The sequence below is a fragment of the Ruegeria sp. CE12 genome (assembly GCF_056537525.1).
In genome coordinates this window covers 72,471-94,309 of the sequence record NZ_JBQFRS010000012.1, presented here as the reverse complement: position 1 = coordinate 94,309, position 21,839 = coordinate 72,471, and the positions used below count along the sequence as shown (strand labels likewise).

Annotated in this window: 23 protein-coding genes and 1 riboswitch; of the genes, 8 read left to right on the top strand and 15 right to left on the bottom strand. The window is 56.4% G+C overall.

The window, feature by feature from the left end; all coding sequences use genetic code 11:
• Nucleotides 1-3: 3 nt before the first annotated feature.
• From radC to dnaK, 13 genes are all read right to left on the bottom strand, one after another.
• Nucleotides 4-759, bottom strand: a complete 756-nt coding sequence (radC, locus tag ACR0IO_RS20520; RefSeq protein ID WP_480744226.1) for a RadC family protein — start codon at nucleotides 757-759, stop codon at nucleotides 4-6.
• Nucleotides 760-794: 35 nt separating this feature from the next.
• Nucleotides 795-1,529 (bottom strand): ABC transporter permease, encoded by a 735-nt coding sequence (locus tag ACR0IO_RS20515; protein WP_480744224.1) that lies wholly within the window; start codon nucleotides 1,527-1,529, stop codon nucleotides 795-797.
• The gene (locus ACR0IO_RS20510; RefSeq protein ID WP_480744221.1) at nucleotides 1,526-2,254 is read right to left on the bottom strand and encodes an ABC transporter ATP-binding protein; all 729 of its coding nucleotides are present in this window, start codon (nucleotides 2,252-2,254) and stop codon (nucleotides 1,526-1,528) included. The genes ACR0IO_RS20515 and ACR0IO_RS20510 overlap by 4 nt, the downstream gene beginning before the upstream one ends.
• Nucleotides 2,251-2,925 (bottom strand): thiaminase II, encoded by a 675-nt coding sequence (gene tenA / locus ACR0IO_RS20505; protein ID WP_480744219.1) that lies wholly within the window; start codon nucleotides 2,923-2,925, stop codon nucleotides 2,251-2,253. Before tenA ends, ACR0IO_RS20510 begins: the two co-directional genes overlap by 4 nt.
• Nucleotides 2,922-3,857, bottom strand: coding sequence for an ABC transporter substrate-binding protein (locus tag ACR0IO_RS20500; protein WP_480744217.1), 936 nt, complete (start codon nucleotides 3,855-3,857; stop codon nucleotides 2,922-2,924). Before ACR0IO_RS20500 ends, tenA begins: the two co-directional genes overlap by 4 nt.
• A gap of 19 nt (nucleotides 3,858-3,876) precedes the next feature.
• Entirely contained in the window at nucleotides 3,877-4,839 is a 963-nt protein-coding gene (locus tag ACR0IO_RS20495) for a HesA/MoeB/ThiF family protein (protein WP_480744214.1), read from the bottom strand.
• A complete protein-coding gene (locus tag ACR0IO_RS20490; protein ID WP_480744211.1) occupies nucleotides 4,836-5,432 on the bottom strand; it encodes a thiamine phosphate synthase in 597 nt (198 codons plus the stop codon). The genes ACR0IO_RS20495 and ACR0IO_RS20490 overlap by 4 nt, the downstream gene beginning before the upstream one ends.
• Nucleotides 5,429-6,199, bottom strand: a complete 771-nt coding sequence (locus ACR0IO_RS20485; RefSeq protein ID WP_480744209.1) for a thiazole synthase — start codon at nucleotides 6,197-6,199, stop codon at nucleotides 5,429-5,431. Before ACR0IO_RS20485 ends, ACR0IO_RS20490 begins: the two co-directional genes overlap by 4 nt.
• 2 nt (nucleotides 6,200-6,201) lie before the next feature.
• The gene (gene thiS, locus ACR0IO_RS20480; RefSeq protein ID WP_480744205.1) at nucleotides 6,202-6,396 is read right to left on the bottom strand and encodes a sulfur carrier protein ThiS; all 195 of its coding nucleotides are present in this window, start codon (nucleotides 6,394-6,396) and stop codon (nucleotides 6,202-6,204) included.
• On the bottom strand, nucleotides 6,380-7,357 hold the full coding sequence (thiO, locus tag ACR0IO_RS20475; RefSeq protein WP_480744203.1) for a glycine oxidase ThiO: 978 nt from the start codon (nucleotides 7,355-7,357) through the stop codon (nucleotides 6,380-6,382). The genes thiS and thiO overlap by 17 nt, the downstream gene beginning before the upstream one ends.
• Nucleotides 7,354-8,157, bottom strand: coding sequence for a bifunctional hydroxymethylpyrimidine kinase/phosphomethylpyrimidine kinase (thiD, locus tag ACR0IO_RS20470; protein ID WP_480744201.1), 804 nt, complete (start codon nucleotides 8,155-8,157; stop codon nucleotides 7,354-7,356). The genes thiO and thiD overlap by 4 nt, the downstream gene beginning before the upstream one ends.
• Before the next feature lie 42 nt (nucleotides 8,158-8,199).
• A riboswitch (TPP riboswitch) is annotated at nucleotides 8,200-8,305 on the bottom strand.
• 127 nt (nucleotides 8,306-8,432) lie between these two features.
• Complete coding sequence (gene dnaJ / locus ACR0IO_RS20465) at nucleotides 8,433-9,581, bottom strand: molecular chaperone DnaJ (RefSeq protein WP_155144212.1); 1,149 nt, start codon at nucleotides 9,579-9,581, stop codon at nucleotides 8,433-8,435.
• 74 nt (nucleotides 9,582-9,655) lie between these two features.
• Nucleotides 9,656-11,563, bottom strand: coding sequence for a molecular chaperone DnaK (gene dnaK / locus ACR0IO_RS20460; RefSeq protein WP_155144211.1), 1,908 nt, complete (start codon nucleotides 11,561-11,563; stop codon nucleotides 9,656-9,658).
• A 213-nt stretch (nucleotides 11,564-11,776) separates the two neighbouring features.
• On the opposite strand from dnaK, the gene ACR0IO_RS20455 reads away from it, so the two are divergent.
• Nucleotides 11,777-12,379: an alpha-ketoglutarate-dependent dioxygenase AlkB family protein gene (locus ACR0IO_RS20455; protein ID WP_480744197.1), complete on the top strand. Its 603-nt coding sequence runs from the start codon at nucleotides 11,777-11,779 to the stop codon at nucleotides 12,377-12,379.
• On the opposite strand, the gene ACR0IO_RS20450 is transcribed toward ACR0IO_RS20455, so the two are convergent.
• A complete protein-coding gene (locus ACR0IO_RS20450) occupies nucleotides 12,376-13,197 on the bottom strand; it encodes an ABC transporter permease (RefSeq protein ID WP_209016041.1) in 822 nt (273 codons plus the stop codon). The two genes, ACR0IO_RS20455 and ACR0IO_RS20450, sit on opposite strands and share 4 nt — an antisense overlap.
• A 122-nt stretch (nucleotides 13,198-13,319) precedes the next feature.
• On the opposite strand from ACR0IO_RS20450, the gene cysQ reads away from it, so the two are divergent.
• From cysQ to ACR0IO_RS20415, 7 genes are all read left to right on the top strand, one after another.
• The gene (gene cysQ, locus ACR0IO_RS20445; protein WP_480744195.1) at nucleotides 13,320-14,117 is read left to right on the top strand and encodes a 3'(2'),5'-bisphosphate nucleotidase CysQ; all 798 of its coding nucleotides are present in this window, start codon (nucleotides 13,320-13,322) and stop codon (nucleotides 14,115-14,117) included.
• On the top strand, nucleotides 14,117-14,917 hold the full coding sequence (locus ACR0IO_RS20440) for a 3-deoxy-manno-octulosonate cytidylyltransferase family protein (protein WP_480744192.1): 801 nt from the start codon (nucleotides 14,117-14,119) through the stop codon (nucleotides 14,915-14,917). Before cysQ ends, ACR0IO_RS20440 begins: the two co-directional genes overlap by 1 nt.
• Before the next feature lie 61 nt (nucleotides 14,918-14,978).
• Nucleotides 14,979-15,962, top strand: coding sequence for a UDP-glucose 4-epimerase GalE (galE, locus tag ACR0IO_RS20435; protein ID WP_480744189.1), 984 nt, complete (start codon nucleotides 14,979-14,981; stop codon nucleotides 15,960-15,962).
• A complete protein-coding gene (locus ACR0IO_RS20430) occupies nucleotides 15,959-17,002 on the top strand; it encodes a glycosyltransferase family 2 protein (protein WP_480744186.1) in 1,044 nt (347 codons plus the stop codon). Before galE ends, ACR0IO_RS20430 begins: the two co-directional genes overlap by 4 nt.
• 182 nt (nucleotides 17,003-17,184) lie before the next feature.
• Nucleotides 17,185-18,171, top strand: coding sequence for a glycosyltransferase family 2 protein (locus ACR0IO_RS20425; RefSeq protein WP_480744184.1), 987 nt, complete (start codon nucleotides 17,185-17,187; stop codon nucleotides 18,169-18,171).
• Nucleotides 18,168-19,868: a DUF5927 domain-containing protein gene (locus ACR0IO_RS20420; protein ID WP_480744182.1), complete on the top strand. Its 1,701-nt coding sequence runs from the start codon at nucleotides 18,168-18,170 to the stop codon at nucleotides 19,866-19,868. Before ACR0IO_RS20425 ends, ACR0IO_RS20420 begins: the two co-directional genes overlap by 4 nt.
• Nucleotides 19,869-19,874: 6 nt before the next feature.
• Nucleotides 19,875-21,302 carry a sulfotransferase family 2 domain-containing protein gene (locus ACR0IO_RS20415; protein WP_480744180.1) on the top strand — a complete coding sequence of 476 codons (1,428 nt, stop codon included), beginning with the start codon at nucleotides 19,875-19,877 and terminating at the stop codon, nucleotides 21,300-21,302.
• Nucleotides 21,303-21,314: 12 nt separating this feature from the next.
• Here ACR0IO_RS20415 and ACR0IO_RS20410 read toward each other — a convergent pair whose 3' ends face one another.
• Nucleotides 21,315-21,833 (bottom strand): L,D-transpeptidase family protein, encoded by a 519-nt coding sequence (locus ACR0IO_RS20410; protein ID WP_155144196.1) that lies wholly within the window; start codon nucleotides 21,831-21,833, stop codon nucleotides 21,315-21,317.
• Between the last annotated feature and the right edge of the window lie 6 nt (nucleotides 21,834-21,839).

Sequence of the window (21,839 nt, the reverse complement as noted above, 5' to 3'; positions counted from 1 at the left end):
CCGCTATAGATAGCCTTGCGACCTGAAACTCAATTCAGTTGATTTTCCGATAATCAGGTGATCATGCAGGGTCAGTCCCAGCGCCGTACAGGCGTCCCGAATACGGTTTGTCATATCGATATCCGATTGTGACGGCGTCGGATCGCCTGAGGGATGATTGTGCACCAGGATCAGGGCTGAGGCGTTCAGTTCCAATGCTCGTTTCGCCACCTCTCGCGGATAAACGGGCACATGGTCCACCGTACCCTTGGCCTGTTCTTCATCCTCGATCAGAACGTTCTTGCGATCCAGATAGAACACCCGGAATTGTTCGGTTTCGCGATGCGCCATTGTGGTGTGGCAATAGTCTATAAGCGCATCCCAACCCGAGATCACATGGCGTTGCATCACCCGCGCGCGGGCCATGCGGTGGGCGCAGGCCTCGAGTATCTTCAGGTCGGTGATCACCGTTTCACCCACCCCCTTGATCTGGCGCAGCCGCTCTTCGGGTGCGGTCAGCACGCGGTTGAAATCTCCAAACGCGTCAAGCAACGCCCGGGCCAGTGGCTTCACGTCCTGCCGGGGGATCGAGCGAAACAACACAAGTTCTAGCAGCTCATAATCCGGCATCGCCGCAGATCCACCCGACATGAAGCGTTCACGCAGGCGTTTACGATGGTCCTTGATATAAGACGGTAATCGACCCGAGGGCAGCGGCGCCACCGGGGCTTCGTCACTTTCAAACAGCATCGGGGCTTCAGCAAAGGCGTCCTGAGTCATGCGCTCAGACTGGCTCAGAATAGGTTTCCGATTGGTTAATGGGCCTCACCTGCCATACGAGCTGTTGCGTGGCGCACAAGCATGTGCAGGACAATGGAAAACACACCCAGGGTCAGCATCGCGGCAAACATCAGATCGGTCTTGGCGCGGCCATTGGCCAGCAGCATCAGATAACCTAGCCCTTGCGATGATCCGACCCATTCACCAATCACGGCACCGATTGGCGCGTAGACCGCCGCCAGCCGCATACCAGAGGCGAGTGAGGGCAACGCAGCAGGTATCCGAATATGCCACAATACCGAGCGTGAATTGGCCTGCATTGTCCGTGCAAGATCCAGATATCCGGCGGGCGTCCGCATCAATCCGTCAAAGAATGATGAGGTGATCGGAAAATAGATGATTAACACCGCCATCGCGATCTTGGACCAGAGGCCATAGCCCAGCCACAGTGTTAGTAACGGTGCCAACGCAAAGACTGGCAATGCTTGCGTAAACACCAGCATGGGCTGGACCAGAACGCGCGCAGCCCGTGAATTTGCAAGCTGCAACGCAGTGATCACACCCAGAAATGTTCCGCAGGCCAGTCCGATCAGAACCTCGACCGCCGTGATCCAGGTGTGTTCCGCGATCAACCAGCGATTCTGCCACCATGTCTCGGCCACAAGCGCGGGGCCGGGCAGAATAAATTTGGGCAAACCCGTCAGGCTGACAATCGCCTGCCACACGCCAAGGGCAAACAAGGTTGCTGCAAGGGCGGAAAGGTATTTCACGCGGCTTCCTCTCGCAACAATCTGAGCAGTGTGCCTTGTGTTTCCAGCGTCTCCAAATCGTCGACTTTTCGCGGGGCGGGCGCGTGCGGGGGTTGGCAATGGGTCAATCCGTGCCGGGTCATGACCAAAATTGTTTGTCCCAACCGTGCTGCCTCGGCCGGATCATGGGTAACCAGCAGAACGGTTCGGCCCTGCAAGGCTTCGGCCGCTAGATCCTGCATATCGGCCCGGGTTCTTGCATCGAGGGCGGAAAAAGGTTCATCCAACAGGACAATCGGCCGATCCTCCATCAACGTGCGGGCCAGAGCCACACGCTGACGTTGACCACCCGAAAGTTCGGCAGGTTTCTTGTTCATGTGGTCCGTCAATCGCATGCGCGCGATCAAACGATCCCGCCGATTCCGATCGATTTTCTCGCCCCGCAGCCGCGCGCCAAGCGAGACGTTCTGCGCAACGGTCGCCCATGGCAGCAAAAGATCGTTCTGCGCCATGTAGGCGACACGCTCAGCGACTGGTTTCCCGTCGCTGGCGGCGATCTGGCCAGAAAAATCAGCGCCTGTGTCCAGCCCCGCGATCAACCGCAGGACTGTGGTTTTTCCAACGCCCGATCCACCCAAAAGGCAGGTCCACTGCCCGGACGCCAGCGACAGCGACAATGGCGCGAACAGGCTCGCGCTGCCGATTGACGCCTGGCCCTCGAAAATCAGATCGGGCGCTGGTGTCATGGGGTAAAGCCCATCTGCCAGAAGTTGACCTCAAGCTCAGTCGCGGTGCGGAACGTCTGGCAGAGGCGATCCCAGCGTGGAGATGCCTCAAAATCTGCATCAATGCGCCGAGTTAGAGCCGAATCCAACAGCTCTCCAACCGCATAGCAGGCCTGTTGATACTCATCGCTCGAATAAGCGTCGATCCAGTCGCGATAGGTCTCAGAGGTCGCCTCGGCAGCAAGGCGGGTGCCGATTTCACCATATCCCATCACACAAGGTACAAGGGCCGCGAGCAGATCAAGCAGATCACCGCTGTAACCCGCCTCGAGCACATAGCGTGTATAAGCGAGGTTTTCGGCCCGCTCCGGCGTGGCGAACAGCTGATCCTGCGGGATGCCTTCGGCCTCGCAAATGCCGATATGCAGCTTCATCTCTTCGCTAATCAAACCATTCACGGTGCGGGAGGCAGCCAGCATCTCATCATGTGTTTCCGATTTCACCACCGCCAGCGCCCAGGCGCGGGAAAAGTGGATCAGAAACACATAATCCTGTCGCAGATAATGCAGGAACGCCTCACGTGGGAGTGTTCCGTCCTTCATCCCTTCGACAAAGGCGTGGCGGGTGTAGTCCCGCCACGGCCCCTGTGCAGTATCACGCATCAACGTGAAGGCTTTGCCATAATCGCTCATTGTGAAGTCACATCGATAGTGATGTCGCTGACAGGGTTGATGCTGTCGATCATGCCGCTGTCTTTCAGGAAAGCCTCGAACCGGGCATAGCGGCCTGCGTCAAAACCCGCAGGGCGCAGCGCGAAGCGGGGCAATGTATCTACCCAGGCGCGGGCATTCAGCTCATCCTGCAATTCAACTGAGGTTGCGGCGAAGATTTCCCAGCTTTCTTCCGGGTTGTTGACGATGAACTGCGTTGCCTTCTCGGTCGCGGCCAGAAAGCGGGCGACTTTGTCGGCGTCCATCGTATCGGGATTGGCGACATAGATCAGTTCATCATAGGGCGGCACACCTTCTTCTTCGATATAGAAGCAACGGCCGGCGACACCCTCGATATCCATCTGGTTCAGTTCAAAGTTGCGGAATGCCCCGATAACTGCATCGACCTGCCTGGTCATCAGCGACGGAGACAGAGAGAAATTGACGTTGATCATTTCGATGTCATCCAAGGCGACGTCATGCACGCCCAGCATCGCGGACAAAACAGCCTCTTCGACACCCGCTACTGAAAAACCAACCTTCTTACCCTTGAGATCGGCAAGCGTTTCGATCGGACCATCCTTGAGCACCAGCAGACAGTTCAGCGGTGTTGCAACCAGCGTACCGACACGCTTGAGCGGCAGGCCTTCGTGGATCTGCAAGTGCAGCTGCGGTTGATAGGATACCGCCAGATCGGCCTGTCCGGCTGCAACCAGACGCGGCGGGGCTGACGGGTCTGCAGGCGGAATGACTTCAACCTCAAGCCCCTGATCGGCAAAGTAACCCTTTTCCTGCGCAATGATGATTGGTCCGTGATCCGGGTTCACGAACCAATCCAGCAACAAAGTCATCTTGTCTTCGGCCCACGCAGGTGTAGCGGCCAACAGGGCAACAGCTGTAATCAGCTTTTTCATGTCTCGCGTTTCCTTCTGTTCACGAGGTTGAGGCCGCGACGAGGACGATCTCGCCCGGCCAATCTGGTTGAATACGTTCGGCAGCGCGCCATGCCCGCAGGCCGGTCGCGCAACACAGGGCCAGTCTTTTTTCCTTGTTAGGCTCTGATATGAGATCTTCAGGAGTCGTCCGTTTGGCACTCGGATGAATAAACTCCGGCGCCTCCGCAACATCCCTTAACTCAACAATCACGTCGGCTTCGCTCAGCTGACTGGCGGAAACAAAGCGGAATGCCTGTGACGGCTCGGGCGCCTGATCAAAGCGAAATCCGGTACTGCGGAATGTACGGGCATCGAACTGCACGAGATGCCCGAGGGGGCTCGGCTCAAGACCAAGGATGACGCTCAGCGCCATCTGCGCTTGAAGCGAACCCAACATCGCAACCACGGGACCCAGCACCCCTGCTGTGGCGCAGCTTGCACCACTATCAGGAGCTTCGGGGAAAACCGCGCGCAATGAGGGGGCTCTGCCACAGAACCCACCGACATATCCCGACAGCCCCAGAACAGACGCGCTGATCAGGGGTTTTCTCAGCTCCAGGCAACTGTCTGACAAGGTGTAGCTGGCCGCGTAGCTGTCCGCGCAGTCCAACACCAAATCATGTTTGGATACCAGGTTTGCCACATTTTCGCTTGTTAGAGGCTGATTCAATTCCGAGATTTCGATTTCTCTGTTTAGTTCTCGGCAACGCTGAGCCGCCGCCTCTGCCTTTGAGCGGCCGCAGTCTTTCTCTGTAAACAAGGTCTGGCGATGGAGGTTCGATTGCTCAACGACATCCCCATCCATCACCGTCAGATGTCCAACCCCCGCCCCGGCCAACAATGGCAAAACAGGTGCTGCCAAACCACCAGCTCCGATCACAAGAACCCGCGATCTGGAAAGGCTTTTTTGCCCATCATCGCCGACCTCGGGCAGGATCATCTGTCGGGAATAGCGCGTCATTTGCAGACCTCGATCCATTCACGCACACGCCCTTCGGGGTCGTCGTTGAGAGTGATGTCGGTGACAACTGAAACGATATCCGCGCCAGCCTCGAATACGCCACGCGCGCGTTCGACACTCATGCCGCCAATACCGACCAAGGGGATGTCACCTACCCGTGCTTTCCATTCGGTCACTCGCGGCAAGCCCTGCTGATGCCATTTCATCTTTTTCAGGATGGTCGGATATACAGGGCCCAGCGCGACATAATCCGGACCCATTGCCAGGACGCGCTCGAGCTCGTCATCATCATGGGTTGAAACACCCAGTTTCAGACCGGCCTTACGGATCGCCTTGAGATCGGCGTCATCCAAATCTTCCTGACCCAGGTGAATCCAGTCACAGCCCGCTTCGATAGCTGCCTGCCAGTAGTCATTCACCACTAGCACAGCACCATGTTCGCGACACAGAGCTTGTGACACTTCGATTTCGCGACACACGACGTCGTCTGGCTGATCCTTGATGCGCAGCTGTACCAGCTTAACACCCAAAGGCAGCACTCGGCGCAACCAGTCTGAGTGATCAAAGATCGGGTAAAATCGATCAAGGGTCATGACAGGAACGCCTTTCCAACAACGGGAGTAGAGGCCTCGGCCATGTCGCGCGCTTCAATCGGATCGGCCTGATGGGCCAATTGTCCGGCCTGAACCGCCAGCGCCATCGCCTTGGCCATCGCAGCCGGATCACCCGCACGGGCAACGGCTGTGTTCAGAAGGACGGCATCAAAGCCCAGTTCCATTGCATGCGCCGCATGGCTTGGCAGACCGATGCCTGCATCAACAACCAATGGCACATCCGGGAATTCAGCACGCATGGCACGCAATGCGTATTCGTTGTTCAGCCCGCGACCTGACCCGATTGGTGCGCCCCAGGGCATCAGGACCTCGCAGCCGGCGGCCAGCAACCGTTCTCCGACTATCAGATCGTCCGTTGTGTACGGGAACACCTGAAACCCATCCTCGGTCAGAATGCGAGCGGCCTCGACCAGCTGAAACACATCCGGCTGCAGGCTGTCCGTGTGACCGATCAGTTCCAGCTTGATCCAGGGCGTATCAAACACCTCACGTGCCATATGAGCAGTGGTAACTGCCTCTTTGACCGTGTGGCAGCCAGCCGTGTTCGGCAAAACCAGTACACCAAGCTCACGGATCATGGTCCAGAACGTCTGTCCCGCGCCGCCCGCCCCTTCACGGCGGAGCGAAACCGTGGCCACGCCTGCAGCGCTTTGGCGAAAAGCCTGTTCCAGAATGGCAGGGCTGGGATATTGCGCTGTTCCCAGCATCAGGGGGTTTGGTAAATCGGTGCCGTAAAAACGTTTCATGCTCAGCCCCCCTGCATTGGCGCAACAACTTCAATCCGGTCGCCTTCGGCCAGTTTGTGGGCAATGCGCAGACTGGATGGGACAAAATCTTCGTTCACTGCTGTGGCAACGCGACCAGAGAACCCGCATTCCTTCAGCAGTTCAGACAAGGTTTCCGCGCGCACGTTGCGCGATTCACCGTTAAGGACGATCTTCATCAACCATCTCCGAGTGTTTGTTTTCCAACGCCAGATCGGCAACGCCCTGCGCCAATGCAGGCGCCAGCAAATAGCCGTGGCGATAGAGGCCATTGGCATAGATTGTCCGGCCCAGCCGCCGGATGCGTGGCAAGTTGTCAGGAAAGGCTGGGCGAAGATCGACACCGATTTCCAACACCTCAGCCTCTCCAAAGGCTGGGTTCAGGGCATAGGCCGCGCTCAGCAGCTCCAGCATCGAACGCGCAGTAATACGGCTGCTGTCTTCGGATTCGATCATCGTCGCGCCCAGCATGTAAATGCCATCGCCACGCGGCACGATGTAAAGCGGCATGCGTGGATGCAGCAGGCGTACGGGGCGGTTCAACGCCACATCCGGGCAGCGGATCACCAGCATCTCGCCCTTCACGCCGCGCAGATCGTGCAAGTACTCACGCGCATGCAGCCCGCGGCAGTCAACTGCATTCTCCATCTTCGCAGGCGCGAGTTTCTGGTGAAACTCCACCCCTTGTTCGCGCAGCTGACAATAGAGATCGTTTAGCGCCTGCCGGGGATCGACATGCGCCTCTGCGCTAAAATGCAAACCCTTTCCGAATTCATGTAAGTCAGGCTCTAATGCGGCAATTTTCGCCTGTTCAACCTGTTCAAAACCTTCGGTACGACGCGCGAAACGACGCAGATCCGGCAAATCCCGGGCATTCGCAACAACGAGGGTACCTTGTCTGTGTACCTGCGTCCGGTCCGCCCACCAATCGATGGCCTGTTGACCCAGTCGCAGCACAGGTTCCTCGGCGTTCTCGTATTCACACCAAGGCGCCAGCATGCCACCAGCCCACCAGGAACACCCATGTGGGCCAGGCGGGCCGCCAGGATCAAAGACCTGAACGCGTGCGCCACGGGAAACCATTTCACTCGCGACCGCCAGACCGGCAACACCGGCACCTATGACAGACCAGACCGTCACGCCGACCAGACCTGATGGAAATGGTGCACCGGACCATGTCCCTGCCCTATGCAAAGGTCATCTGCGCGGGCAATTGCGCCCTGCAGATATCGATGCGCCTGAGTCACTGCTTCTGTCAGGTTCAATCCCTGTGCAAGTCCGGCGGCAATCGAGGATGACAATGTGCACCCGGTGCCGTGAGTGTTTCTTGTGGATTTGCGAGGTGCTTTGAAATCAGCCACTTTACCCGACGCATCAATCAGTAAGTCGTGGCAGATTTCGCCCTCTCCATGACCGCCTTTCATCAGAACGGCACGTGCACCCATCTCACAAAGCTCAAGACCTTGGGCGATCATATCCGCGGGCGCCCTGGCGGCGGTTTGATCCAGCAGACAGGCTGCTTCGGGCAGGTTGGGCGTTATCACCGTTGCACAGGGCAACAGCACGTCACGCAAGGTCTGAACCGCCTCAGCGGCCAACAGGGCGTCACCGGATTTAGCGACCATCACCGGGTCAAGCACCACCGGACCTTCGAAACCAGAAATCCCCTGAGCCACTGTCTGGATGATTTCGGGCGTTGCCAACATCCCGATTTTGATCGCACCGACGTCGAGGTCGCTCAGAACCGCTTCGAGCTGCGCGGAGATCACCTCCAATGGAATGCCGTGTACCGCGGTTACCGCCTGAGTGTTCTGTGCTGTCACTGCAGTCAGAACGCTGGCGCCATAGACACCCAGCGCGGACATCGCCTTGAGGTCGGCCTGAATTCCGGCACCACCTCCGCTGTCCGATCCTGCAATTGTCAGGGCAATATGCGCCATGTCGTTGCTCCATATTCAAAGGGCAACGGGCATGGAAAACGTCTGTGCACTAAGACCGTTCCCTACGCCGGTATTGCCCGGATCAGGTTCGATGGGTTAGCGCATTCACGCCTCTCAGCCCCAAGACAGGGCACCCCAACGGTTCGCGCGGACAATCTCAGGGCTTGAGCCGGGTTTCAAGGGCCAATCTGAACCGGTTTCAGATCAAACTGGACCTAAGGAACAAAAAAGGCCGGCTCTGACGAACCGGCCTGACATTCTTGATTGCTGGGCTCTTAGCCCTTCATCCCATCCCAAAAGGATTTGACGGATGAGAAAAAGCTCTTTGATTCCGGATGGTTGTCTTCACCCAGATCTTCGAACTCACGCAACAGTTCTTTCTGACGGCTGGTCAGGTTTACCGGAGTCTCTACGGCCAGTTCGATGAACATGTCGCCAACTCCGCCACCACGCAGCGCGGGCATACCCTTGCTACGAAGCCGCATCTGGCGGCCAGACTGGCTGCCGGCCGGGATCTGCACGCGACCACGACCACCATCAATGGTCGGTACTTCGATCGAACCGCCCAGCGCGGCCTTGGCCATGCTTACCGGAACGCGGCAGTAAAGGTTTATGCTGTCACGCTCGAACAGCTGATGCTGCGCGACTTCGACAAATATGTAGAGATCACCCGGAGGGCCACCGCGCATTCCAGCCTCACCCTCGCCAGCAAGGCGAATACGAGTACCGGTTTCAACACCAGCAGGGATATTGACCGAAAGAGCACGCTCTTTTTCAACACGGCCCGCGCCGTTGCAGGATTTACAGGGGTTCTTGATGATCTGACCGAGGCCCGAACAGGTCGGACAGGTTCGTTCGACCGTGAAGAAGCCCTGTTGCGCCCGCACCTTGCCCATACCCGAACAGGTCGGACAGGTTGTTGGCTCAACACCACTTTCCGCACCGGTGCCATCACAGGATGAACAGGCCACGGCAGTGGGTACATTGATAGTTTTCTGCAGGCCGGAATAGGCTTCTTCCAGCGTTACGCGCAGGTTGTAGCGCAGGTCCGATCCACGTGCCGCGCGACGTCCACCGCCACCACCACGCTGGCCACCCATGAAATCGCCGAACAGATCGTCGAAGACATCCGAAAACGCGCTGGAGAAATCACCAGAGCCAAATCCGCCACCGGGACGACCACCGCCACCCATGCCGTTCTCAAACGCAGCATGACCAAAACGGTCATAAGCAGCTTTTTTGTCGGCATCACGCAGCACATCATAGGCCTCGTTAGCCTCTTTGAACTGCGCTTCGGCATCCGGGTTGTCCTTGTTGCGGTCTGGATGAAGCTCTTTGGCTTTTTTGCGAAAGCCCTTTTTGATTTCATCCGACGAAGCGCTCTTGGACACGCCGAGCACTTCGTAATAGTCGCGTTTTGACATCAGTATTTCCTTATGCCTCAACGTAATCGGGCCGGCCCGGCAACCGGACCGGCCCAAATTGGCCCGGTTACCCGTTAGTTACGCTTGTCGTCGTCCAGATCTTCGAACTCGGCATCGACAATATCGTCATCACCAGGCGCGGCATCTGCGGCTGCAGGCTCATCTTCGCCCTCTTCCGCTTGCGCCTTATAGATGGCTTCACCCAGTTTCATGGCCGCTTCGGTCACGTTCTGGATGCCCGACTTGATCTTGTCCGCATTGTCCGTTTCCAGCTCATCCTTGAGCGCGGCAACGGCCAGCTCGATCGCTTCGACGGTCGACGGGTCGACCTTGTCGCCATGTTCCTCGATCGATTTCTCGGTCGCGTGAACAAGGCTTTCGGCCTGGTTTTTGGCTTCGACCAGCTCTTTGCGGGCCTTGTCTGCCTCGGCGTTTTCCTCGGCATCCTTGACCATCTTGTCGATATCTTCGTCCGACAGACCGCCCGACGCCTGGATCGTGATCTTCTGCTCTTTGCCCGTGCCTTTATCCTTGGCCGAAACCGAGACAATGCCGTTGGCATCGATGTCAAAAGTCACCTCGATCTGAGGCATGCCGCGCGGTGCGGGCGGGATCTCTTCCAGATTGAACTGACCCAGGATCTTGTTGTCCGCGGCCATTTCGCGCTCACCCTGGAAACAGCGGATGGTCACGGCGTTCTGATTGTCCTCAGCGGTCGAGAAGACCTGAGACTTTTTGGTCGGGATCGTGGTGTTGCGGTCGATCAGACGGGTGAACACGCCACCCAGCGTCTCGATGCCCAGCGACAGCGGGGTCACGTCCAGCAGAACCACGTCTTTGACGTCGCCCTGCAGAACACCGGCCTGAATGGCGGCGCCCATGGCAACAACTTCGTCCGGGTTCACACCCTTGTGCGGCTCTTTACCGAAGAACTTGGTGACCTCTTCGATCACTTTCGGCATCCGGGTCATACCACCGACCAGAACAACCTCGTCCACGTCGCCAGCCGACAGACCTGCGTCTTTCAGGGCGGCCTGACAAGGCTTCATCGACTTCTTGATCAGGTCGCCAACCAGCGATTCCAACTTGGCACGGGTCAGTTTCATGACCATGTGCAGCGGCTGACCGTTTGCACCCATCGAGATGAACGGCTGGTTGATTTCGGTCTGCGAGGTCGAGGACAGCTCGATCTTGGCTTTTTCAGCGGCTTCTTTCAGACGTTGCAGGGCCATCTTGTCTTGCGACAGGTCGACACCGTGTTCTTTTTTGAACTCGTCCGCCAGGTAATTGACGATGCGCATGTCAAAGTCTTCACCACCCAGGAAGGTGTCGCCGTTGGTCGACTTAACCTCGAACAGGCCGTCGTCGATTTCCAAAATGGTCACGTCGAAGGTACCACCACCAAGGTCATAAACCGCGATGGTTTGGGTTTCTTCCTTGTCCAGACCATAGGCCAGCGCAGCAGCTGTCGGCTCGTTGATGATCCGCAGCACTTCCAGACCGGCGATTTTACCAGCGTCTTTGGTAGCCTGGCGCTGTGCGTCGTTGAAGTATGCCGGAACGGTGATAACCGCTTGCGTGACTTCCTCACCCAGATAGCTCTCGGCGGTTTCCTTCATCTTACCCAGAGTGAAGGCCGAGATCTGGCTTGGGGAGTATTTCTCACCGCGGGCTTCAACCCACGCGTCGCCATTGCCGCCATCGACGATGGCGTACGGCACCATTTTCTTATCTTTTTCGACTTCTGCATCATCCACACGACGACCGATCAGACGCTTGACGCCAAAGATGGTGTTGTCGGGGTTGGTGACCGCCTGACGTTTTGCAGGCTGACCGACCAGTCGCTCATCTTCGGTGAAGGCGACGATCGAGGGCGTGGTCCGCGCCCCTTCTGCGTTTTCGATGACCTTCGGCTGCGAGCCATCCATGATGGCAACGCACGAGTTTGTGGTACCGAGGTCAATGCCGATTACTTTTCCCATATTTTCAATCCCTTTCTCTTCAAGGCGATGTCCCGAGGTCCGGACCCGTTATGGCATCCGGCCCCGATCAGTGCTGCGCGACAGCACTACACCATCGCGCGTCCCGGCGTATATAAGGGCGGGACAAGAGGCCTGCAAGCGTTCTGAAATGCAGGTTTTCGGGATTCTGTAGCCTTTTTTGGCAAGGTTTTGGCAAGGATTGGGGATTCTTGAATGGCACGGCTGCTTTTGCGGGGGTTCGATATCAGAAAAGGCTATCTGGACGGGGCCGCGCAGACGCAGCTGATCGATGTCTTGCGTCCGATTCTGAAATCCGCGCCCCTGTTCCATCCCACCACCCCATCAGGCAAGCAGATGTCCGTACGCATGACCTCGGCCGGGGGTCTGGGCTGGGTGTCAGACAAAGCCGGGTATCGGTATCAGGACACCCATCCGAAAGGCGCGGCATGGCCTGCTATTCCGGATGTTATCCTGCAGATGTGGAAAGATCTCTGCAGTCCCGATCGCGATCCCGATTGCTGCCTGATCAACTATTATGGCGAGGCTGCCCGGATGGGCCTGCACCAGGACAAGGACGAAGCGGATTTCTCTTGGCCCGTACTGTCCGTCTCGCTGGGCGATGATGCCCTCTTTCGAATTGGAAACACGACCCGGGGCGGCAAGACCGAGTCCATTTGGCTGAACTCGGGTGACGTTGTGATCATGGGAGGTCCGGCGCGTCTTGCCTATCACGGGGTCGACCGGATCCGGTTTGGTTCATCCCGGTTGTTGCCCAAAGGCGGCCGCATCAACCTGACCCTGCGCGTTGCAACCTAGCGTCGCGCACTCCAGCTCTGCGATACGTGTTTGCGGGTAAAGAACACGCCCAGCAACCCGATCATCATCAACGCGAGCCCGACCCAAAGAGCGTATTCCCAACTCGTGTTTCTTGGAAAATAGTTCCGGAATACGAACCCCCGGCATTGGTCGATTACGTGAAACAATGGGTTCCACGCGAATGCCGCCAGCCAGGCACCCCCGAGCGCGTTCGCCACGACCATCTTTCCGGAAAAGATCATGTTCATCCGGCGATAGACATTGTTGAGTATCTCCGAAGTCTGCGGAATCCATGGTTTCAGTGCCATGAAGATCAGACCAACCGTACACCCAGTGAACCAGGCCAAAACAAGCATCGCGAATGCACCACCCGGATCCTGAATCTCGATTGGGGAGATCGTCACGCTGTAGAGGAACAGGATCACGATCAACGAAACAATTTGCGTGTAAAACGAACCGAATGCAGCGGCCAGCAACATCACCATGATGTTCATTGGCGAATGCAGCATCATCGGGTTGTTGCCGATACCGACACCGGCGACCGAACCGACAGCCTTGATATGCGTCAGGAACAAAAAGACACCCGACAACAGATACAGGACATATTCACCCCGGATCTTTGCCACCCGCGTCCCGACAAGCGACATGATCAGATAGAAGACAACCACGAGCGCCAGAACCTGTATGATGTTCATCACGATGGCGATCACCGCATTGGAATGCTGTGATCGAACGTTGCGCACAACGGCATGGAACACGAGTTCCGCCGTCGTGAATGCACCGCCCAGCAGCGATTGATTTCGCTTGTAATAGAACACTCGAACGTTCTTTCCTGCTTTATCGCCTGCAACCTGGCATGAAATTCTTGCCGTTCCGTATCCGGCACATCATAAGTCGGTCAGGTTTTCGGATCAACAAACCTCAGGAACGGAGCATTTTTGTGACCTACGACGCCCTCATTCCCGTCATCCGACGTCTGGCCCTGGAAGCAGGCGACAAGATCATGGAGATTTACGAGGCGGATGATTTCGACGTGAAGGTCAAATCGGATGCCAGCCCCGTCACCGAGGCAGACGAAGCCGCAGATGCCCTGATCTCGGCAGGACTGCGGGCGGCATTCCCCGATATCCTGTTGGTGACCGAAGAACAGGCCGCCTCGCATTCGGAAAAGGGCGATACGTTCCTGATTGTCGACCCGCTGGATGGAACCAAAGAATTCATCAACCGCCGTGGTGATTTCACGGTGAACATTGCACTGGTGGAGAATGGTGTCCCGACCCGCGGTGTGGTCTATGCCCCTGCGCGAGGGCGTATGTTCTATACTCAGGCTGATGGGCAATCGGTTGAAGAAACCGGTGCTCTGAACAAGGAGCAGACAGGCGAGTTGACACCAATATCAGTCTCTAACCCGGACAATACGGCACTTTTGGTCGTCGCCTCAAAATCCCATCGTGATCAGGCAACAGACGATTACATCAACAAATATCAGGTGCAGGACAGCAAAAGCGCGGGTTCGTCACTGAAGTTCTGCCTGGTCGCCACCGGCGAGGCCGACATCTATCCCCGTGTGGGTCGCACTATGGAATGGGACACGGCCGCCGGGCACGCAGTGCTGGCCGGTGCCGGTGGTGATGTCGTGCGGTTCGACGATCACTCCCCGCTGACATATGGCAAGGACGGCTATGCCAACCCGTTCTTCATCGCCTATGCTCCGGGTGTTGAGCTGAAGGAGGCCTGATGTCCGTTCTGATTGCGATCCCTGCCCGCTATGCCTCGTCGCGCTATCCGGGCAAACCTCTTGTGCCGCTGACCGGTGCGACCGGTAACTCGATGACGCTGATTGAACGGTCCTGGCGTGCCGCAAAATCGGTCGCTGGCGTCGACCGCGTTGTGGTGGCCACCGATGACGACCGCATTCGCGAAGTTGCGGAAGGTTTCGGGGCCGAGGTCACAATGACTTCGGAGAACTGTGCCAATGGCACCGAACGCTGTGCCGAGGCGCACTCGGTTCTGGGCAATGGGTATGACATCGTTGTGAATTTGCAGGGGGACGCACCCCTGACGCCGCACTGGTTTGTCGAAGATCTGATTGAAGGCTTGCGCGCCGCACCCGAGGCGGGCGTTGCGACCCCTGTGTTGCGCTGCGACGGGGATGCCCTGAACGGTTTGCTGAATGACCGCAAGCATGACCGCGTCGGGGGCACAACCGCCGTTTTCGGCACAGATCACAGCGCGCTGTATTTTTCGAAAGAGGTCATCCCTTTCACCTCGGAAACCTATGCCAGTACCGAACCAACCCCGGTGTTTCATCATGTTGGCGTCTATGCCTATCGACCAGACGCTCTGTCGGCCTATCCAGGCTGGCCAACCGGGCCGCTTGAGACATTGGAAGGGCTTGAACAACTGCGTTTCATGGAAAACGGGCGCAAAGTTCTGTGTGTCGAGGTTGAAGCCAAGGGTCGGCAGTTCTGGGAATTGAACAATCCGCAGGACGTAGCAAAGATCGAAGAGATGATGGCTGCGATGGGGCTGGAATAGCCCCCTTACATGCCTCCGAATAACCAAATCGACATTCTGACCGGATGTTGTGGGACCAAAAATGAACAACATACTCGTAACCGGCGGCGCCGGGTATATCGGATCACATGCCTGCAAGGCTCTGGCGCGCACGGGCTATGTTCCGGTCACCTACGACAATCTCGTTACCGGATGGCAGGATTCGGTGAAATTCGGCCCGTTCGAACACGGAGACCTGTTGGATCGTGAGCGGCTGGATGAGGTCTTTGCCAAATACAAACCAGCTGCCGTCATGCATTTTGCAGCGCTCAGTCAGGTTGGCGAGGCCATGTCAGAACCGGGCAGATACTGGTCAAACAACGTCACCGGATCACTGAACCTGATCGAAGCCGCTGTTGCAGCGGATTGCTTGAATTTCGTCTTCTCCTCGACCTGTGCCACATATGGAGAACATGACAATGTGGTTCTGGACGAGGACACGCCACAGCATCCGCTGAATGCCTATGGCGCATCAAAACGCGCGATCGAGGATATCCTGCGCGATTTCGAGGCATCGCACCGGCTGAAACACGTGATCTTTCGCTATTTCAACGTGGCTGGCGCCGATCCGGACAGCGAAGTTGGTGAATTCCACCGCCCGGAAACTCATCTGGTTCCGCTCATGCTGGATGCGATCGATGGCAAACGTGATGCGCTGACCGTGAATGGCACGGATTACGATACACCGGATGGCACCTGCATTCGTGATTATGTGCATGTCTGCGATCTGGTGGACGCGCATGTTCTGGGTTTGCATTGGCTGGAAAAGGATAAAGGCAGTCGAGTATTCAACCTCGGAACCGGTTCAGGGTTTTCGGTACTGGACGTGATCAGCCACTCGAAAGCGGTCACCAATCGTACGGTGCCCTATATCACCGGTCCACGTCGTGAAGGTGACTGTACCAAGCTGGTTTCGGGCTCTGCCCGTGCTGAAACCGAACTGGGCTGGCAGCCAAAAAGATCAACATTAGAGACAATGATCGCCGACGCTTGGCGCTGGCATCAGACTGGCGACTATCAAAAATGAGCCACGCCGCGGAACAGATGCACGACTCTATCGGGTGGCTGCAGATGTATCGGTTGCGCATGAAAAGACGACGGCTTCTATGGCGATCCTTTCGCAGTCGTCACCAGTTGAACAGCCTGTCGGACAGAACCCGGTTGATCGCAAAGGGCGACATCCTGTCCTTCACAACCCTGCGCAATGAACTCGAGCGCCTGCCCTGGTTCTTTCGTCACTATCGCAGCCTTGGCGTTGATCACTTTCTGATGGTGGATAATGGCAGCGACGATGGAACGGTCGCGTATTTGCAGGAACAACCGGACGTTTCCCTGTGGCAAACCGATGCCAGCTATCGCGGTTCTCGCTTTGGTCTGGATTGGCTGACTTGGCTGCAAATGCGGTACGGCCACGACCATTGGACCCTGATGGTGGATGCCGACGAATTACTGATCTACGCCCATCACGACACGAGATCACTGCAGGATCTGACGGCATGGCTTCAAAACCGCGGCCATAGCGCCTTTGGTGCCTTAATGCTGGACATGTATCCCGAGGGTCACCTGGATCAGCACGAATACGACCCTCAGTCCAATCCGCTGGACTTACTGAATTGGTTCGACAACGGCCCTTATCGCGCGCGGCGTCAAAACCCATTGGGAAACCTCTGGGTTCAGGGTGGAATGCGGGAGAGAGTGTTTTTTGCCGATCATCCTGACCGCTCACCGACACTCAACAAGATCCCGTTGGTTCACTGGTCCAGACGCTATGCGTATGTAAATTCATGCCATTCCGCCCTGCCGCGGCACCTGAATTTTGCCTATGACGGGCCCGGGGGCGACGCACCCGCCGGCGTGTTGTTGCATACAAAATTCTTGCCTCAGGTCATCAAAAGCGCGGAAACCGAAAAAGAGAGGCGGCAGCATTTTCATGATCCCGACCTATTCGGGCCATACTATGATGCAATCGTCGCAGCGCCCAACCTGTGGAACGCACACTCTGTACGCTACACCGGATGGGCGCAGCTTGAGGGGCTGGATTTGATGAATTCAAAAGGCTGGAACTGAATGGGGAACGATCCCGTTGGAAAACCCGTTTCAGGCTAACACCTTTTAAATACATTGCTTCTCAAGGTGCTAAAGTGTCATAAAACAGTAATTGCCCGGTGCGATCTCGGCTCAGGCCAACCCGGGCATGCTCGCGTCATAGAAGGTTAGGCAGTCGCGTGAGCCTTTTGGATTCTTATCGGATGAGATTGCGGCGCAAGCGCCGCCTTTTGCGCTGTGTGCGCAAACGACGCGAGTTGAAACCTTTCAAAGACAACACCGCGAACATCCAAAGCGACAGCGTTCTGTTGATGAGCGTTGTACGCAACGAGAAGATCCGGCTGCCCTACTTTCTGTCCTATTATCGTAAGCTGGGCATCGATCACTTTCTCTTTGTCGACAACAACAGCGATGATGGCACTGCTGAGTATCTGAGCGAACAGCCAGATGTCTCGCTCTGGAGCGCCAGAGCCAGCTACAAGCGCGCTTCTTTTGGTCTCGACTGGTCAAACTACCTGCTGCGCAAATACGCGCGTGATCATTGGGTTTTGACGGTCGATCCGGACGAGTTCTTCATTTACCCGTTCTGTGACACGCGCCCGATCCGGGCCCTGACCGACTGGCTGGATAGCACAGGTGTTCGCAGCTTCGGCACGATGCTGATTGACATGTATCCGGAAGGTCCGGTTCAGGAGGCGGTGTATCACGAAGGGCAGGATCCGTTTGAAATCTCTCCCTGGTTCGACTCGGGAAACTACATGATCTCCAAGAATCCGACCTACGGGAATTTGTGGATTCAGGGTGGCCCCCGCAGCCGCGTTTTCTTTCAGGACAATCCGGAAAAGGCGCCTGCACTAAACAAAATCCCGCTGGTAAAGTGGGACAAGCGCTATGTCTATGTCAGCTCGACCCACTCTCTTCTGCCTCGTGGCTTGAATCAGGTTTACGACGAGTGGGGTGGCGAGAAAACCAGTGGCGCGCTGCTGCATGCTAAACTGATTGATATTCTGGGCGAAAAGGCGCGCGAGGAAATGACACGAAACCAGCATTATCGCGCGTCGGGTGAGTATCGTGCCTATCTGGAGCAGCTTGAAGATCAGCCGGTCTTCTGGTGCAAATGGTCAGAGAAGTACATCAACTGGCGGCAGCTTGAGATCCTTGGTCTGATGTCGAAGGGGAACTGGGCATGAGCACCTTGGGCATCGTCATGCTGGTTCACACTGCGCTGGATCGGGCGGAACAGGTCGCCCGACACTGGACCGCTGCGGGCTGCCCGGTGGTCATTCACGTAGACCGTAAAGTACATGAAGAGACCTATACCAATTTCGTCTCATCCTGTTCCGATGATCCGCTGATATTGTTTAGCGAACGGCACGTCTGCGAATGGGGCGGTTGGGGCATCGTTGCGGCCTCACAATCGGCTGCGACCTTGATACTGGAACGGTTTCCCGATGTGCGCCATGTCTATTTGTCCTCGGGATCCTGCCTGCCGTTGCGGCCAGTGCAGGAACTGGTCGACTACCTGTCCGAACGGCCGCGCGAAGACTTTATCGAGAGCGCGACCACGGCTGATGTGAGCTGGACCGTCGGTGGCCTAGATCTTGAAAGGTTTACGCTGCGCTTTCCGTTTTCATGGCGCAAACACCGGAAACTGTTCGATTACTATGTGAAACTGCAACGCCTTCTGGGTTTTCGACGCAAAATACCCGATGGGCTGGTTCCACATATGGGCAGCCAATGGTGGTGTCTGACGCGACAAACCCTCACGGCGATTCTGCAGGACCCGAAACGGAAGGTGTATGATCGCTATTTCCGGCGTGTCTGGATACCGGACGAAAGCTATTTTCAGACGCTGGCCCGTCTCTACTCGATCCATATCGAAAGCCGGTCGCTGACCTTGTCCAAATTCGACTATCAGGGCCGCCCGCACATTTTCTACGACGACCATTTGCAGCTGCTGCGCCGATCCGATTGCTTTGTTGCACGTAAGATCTGGCCTCATGCGGATCGGTTATACCAGACATTTCTGACCGATCAGACAGAGGCAATGAAACTGGCTGAGCCAAACCCCGGCAAGATTGACCGGGTTTTTGCCAAAGCGGTCGAGCGTCGAACCCGGGGTCGTGACGGCCTGTATATGCAAAGCCGTTTTCCACGACACGGTAGTGAAAACGGCCTGACCTCGTTTCCCTATTCCGTCTTTCAGGGCTTCTCTGAATTGTTCGAGGATTTCGAATCCTGGCTGGGCAACGCGACTGGAACGCGCGTCCATGGCCATTTGTTCGGACCTGAAAGAGCTGAATTTGCAGGTGGAGAAACCACGATCAACGGTGCATTGAGCGATGGTGCTAAACTGCGGGATTACAATCCGACTGCTTTTGTCTCTAACCTGATCTGGAACACGCGTGGAGAGAGACAGTGCTTTCAGTTCGGCCCGGCCGACACACAAAAGATCAACTGGTTCCTTGCACGGGACAAGAACGCGCAGATTTCGGTGGTCACCGGCGCCTGGGCAGTACCGCTGTTCCGCTCGAACATGAATTTTGCCGACATCAGGAATGAAGCAGCGCGTCTGCAGCAGATTGAAACCAAGCAGCTTGAGGTGCTGGATTCAGTCTGGACCAAGGCAAAAGTCCGCATCTGGACGATGGCAGAGTTCGTTGAATCTCCGATGGAGCCGCTTCAGACGGTGATTGATGAAATCGGAACCGGTCAACCGGCTCATTTGTCCGAAGCGCCAACCATGGTTGATCTGACCGGCTTCGGAAAATTCCTGCAGAATCTCAAAAATCAAGGTATGCACCCGTATCTGGTGGGTGATTTTCCGGTGGATGATGTTTTTGGTGCTCAGACCCGGCAATTCCGCAAACCATATCTGGTTCAATAGTCGGATATGGGCACAAAGTTCGACTATTTCATTGTTCTGGCTGCTATGCGTACCGGCTCGAACCTGTTGGAAGCCAACTTGAATGCGCTGGACGGCGTGGCGTGCCATGGCGAGGCATTCAACCCCCATTTTATCGGACGGCTAAAATCTGATGAGTTGTTTGGGGTTTCGCTGGAGGAGCGCGACAAAGACCCCATGCGTCTGCTTGATGCGATCCGGGCTGCACCGGATGCCTTGAATGGTTTTCGCTATTTTCAAGAACACGATCCACGGGTGCTGCAGCCGGCACTGGATGATCCGCGATGCGCCAAGATCATTCTGTCGCGTAACCCGCTGGACAGCTATGTATCGCTGAAAATCGCCCGCAAAACCAAGCAATGGCAGCTGACCAACATTAAGGTACGAAAAGACGCTCAGATCGACTTTGATCCGGTGGATTTTGCCAGCTACCTGGATGAGCAGCAGGAATTCAAACAGATGCTGCAGAACCATCTGCAGAAGACCGGCCAGACAGCATTTCATATAAATTATGATGATCTGAACCAATTGGAGATTCTGAATGGTCTGGCCGAATGGCTGGGAGTTGGATCCCGACTGGATGCACTTGATGACAGGCTGAAGCCTCAGAATCCTGCTCCGGCCCTGTCAAAGGTGACAAATCCGGTTGAGATGGAAAATGCGCTGTCGAAAATCGACGGCTTCAATCTGCATCGAGTTCCAAATTTTGAGCCGCGCCGCGGACCAGCGGTTTCGCGGTACATTGCAGCCCCAAAAACGCCATTGATGTATCTGCCGATCCGCGGCGGACCAGAAGCTGTTGTTGCACAATGGCTGGCTGATCTGGATTCCGTGGATGCGCAGGACCTGTTGACCGATCGTAACCGCAAGCAGATGCGCCAATGGATGCAAACCAATCCAGGGCATCGCAAGTTCACGGTGCTAAGGCATCCGCTGGCGCGCGCGCATTCGGTGTTTTGCAGTCACATCCTCAACAAAGGCCCGGGCGCATATCTCAACATCCGCAACATGCTGCGGAACAAGTACAAGATTCCCTTTCCCGGTCAGGTTCGAAAAAACAACTATTCAAAAGAACAGCATTATGAGGCGTTCTCAGCCTTTCTGGTGTTTCTGCGCCATATTCTGGCAGGCCAGACACCCATCCGCGTCGACGGTCTGTGGTGCAGTCAGGCAAGCACGCTTGAGGGGATGTCTGTTTTCGCCATGCCCGACTTCATTCTGCGAGAAGAAGAAATCGAAACCGCACTACCCGAGTTGGCCCGTAAGGTTGGGCGCACCAATCCGCCAGTACCCAGCGCTTCAGAAGCGGACGTTCCGTTCTTGCTGTCTGATATCTATGATGCTGAGCTTGAGGCGCTGACGGCCGAAACCTACCAGCGCGACTACATGCTCTATGGGTTCAAGAACTGGAAGTAGCTGTGAGCCGGTTCAGGGCCGTAGCGTGATCAGCGTACCTTCGTTGACCATCGCATAGATCTCTTCGATCTCTTCATTCTTGACCGCGATGCAACCAGCTGTCCAATCAGGTGTCTTCCTTGCTCGCTTGAACTCGGAACGAAGATTGGGTTGCCCGTGGATAAAAATATCTCCACCCGGATCAACGCCTGCGGCCTTGGCCTGAGCGATATCTTTCGAGTCAGGATAGGAAATGCCTAGCGAAAGATGATACCGGCTGCGTGGATTGCGGCGGTCGATCAGATACGACCCTTCCGGTGTACGGCCATCCCCACGCTTGAACTTGGTGCCGCTCGGCGCAAACCCAAGATCCACGTCATACTCCTTCAGAACCTGTTCATGGTGCAAAAGATAGAGTTTGCGTGCACCCTTGTTGACGACCAGCGACGTCACCTCGGGTCCGTTGTAGGAAAGAAATCTGGGGCCTGCTGATGCGCATGCTGAAAGGCTCAGCGTTGCCATTGCCCCCAAACCAAATGCTCGACGATCCATATTTTC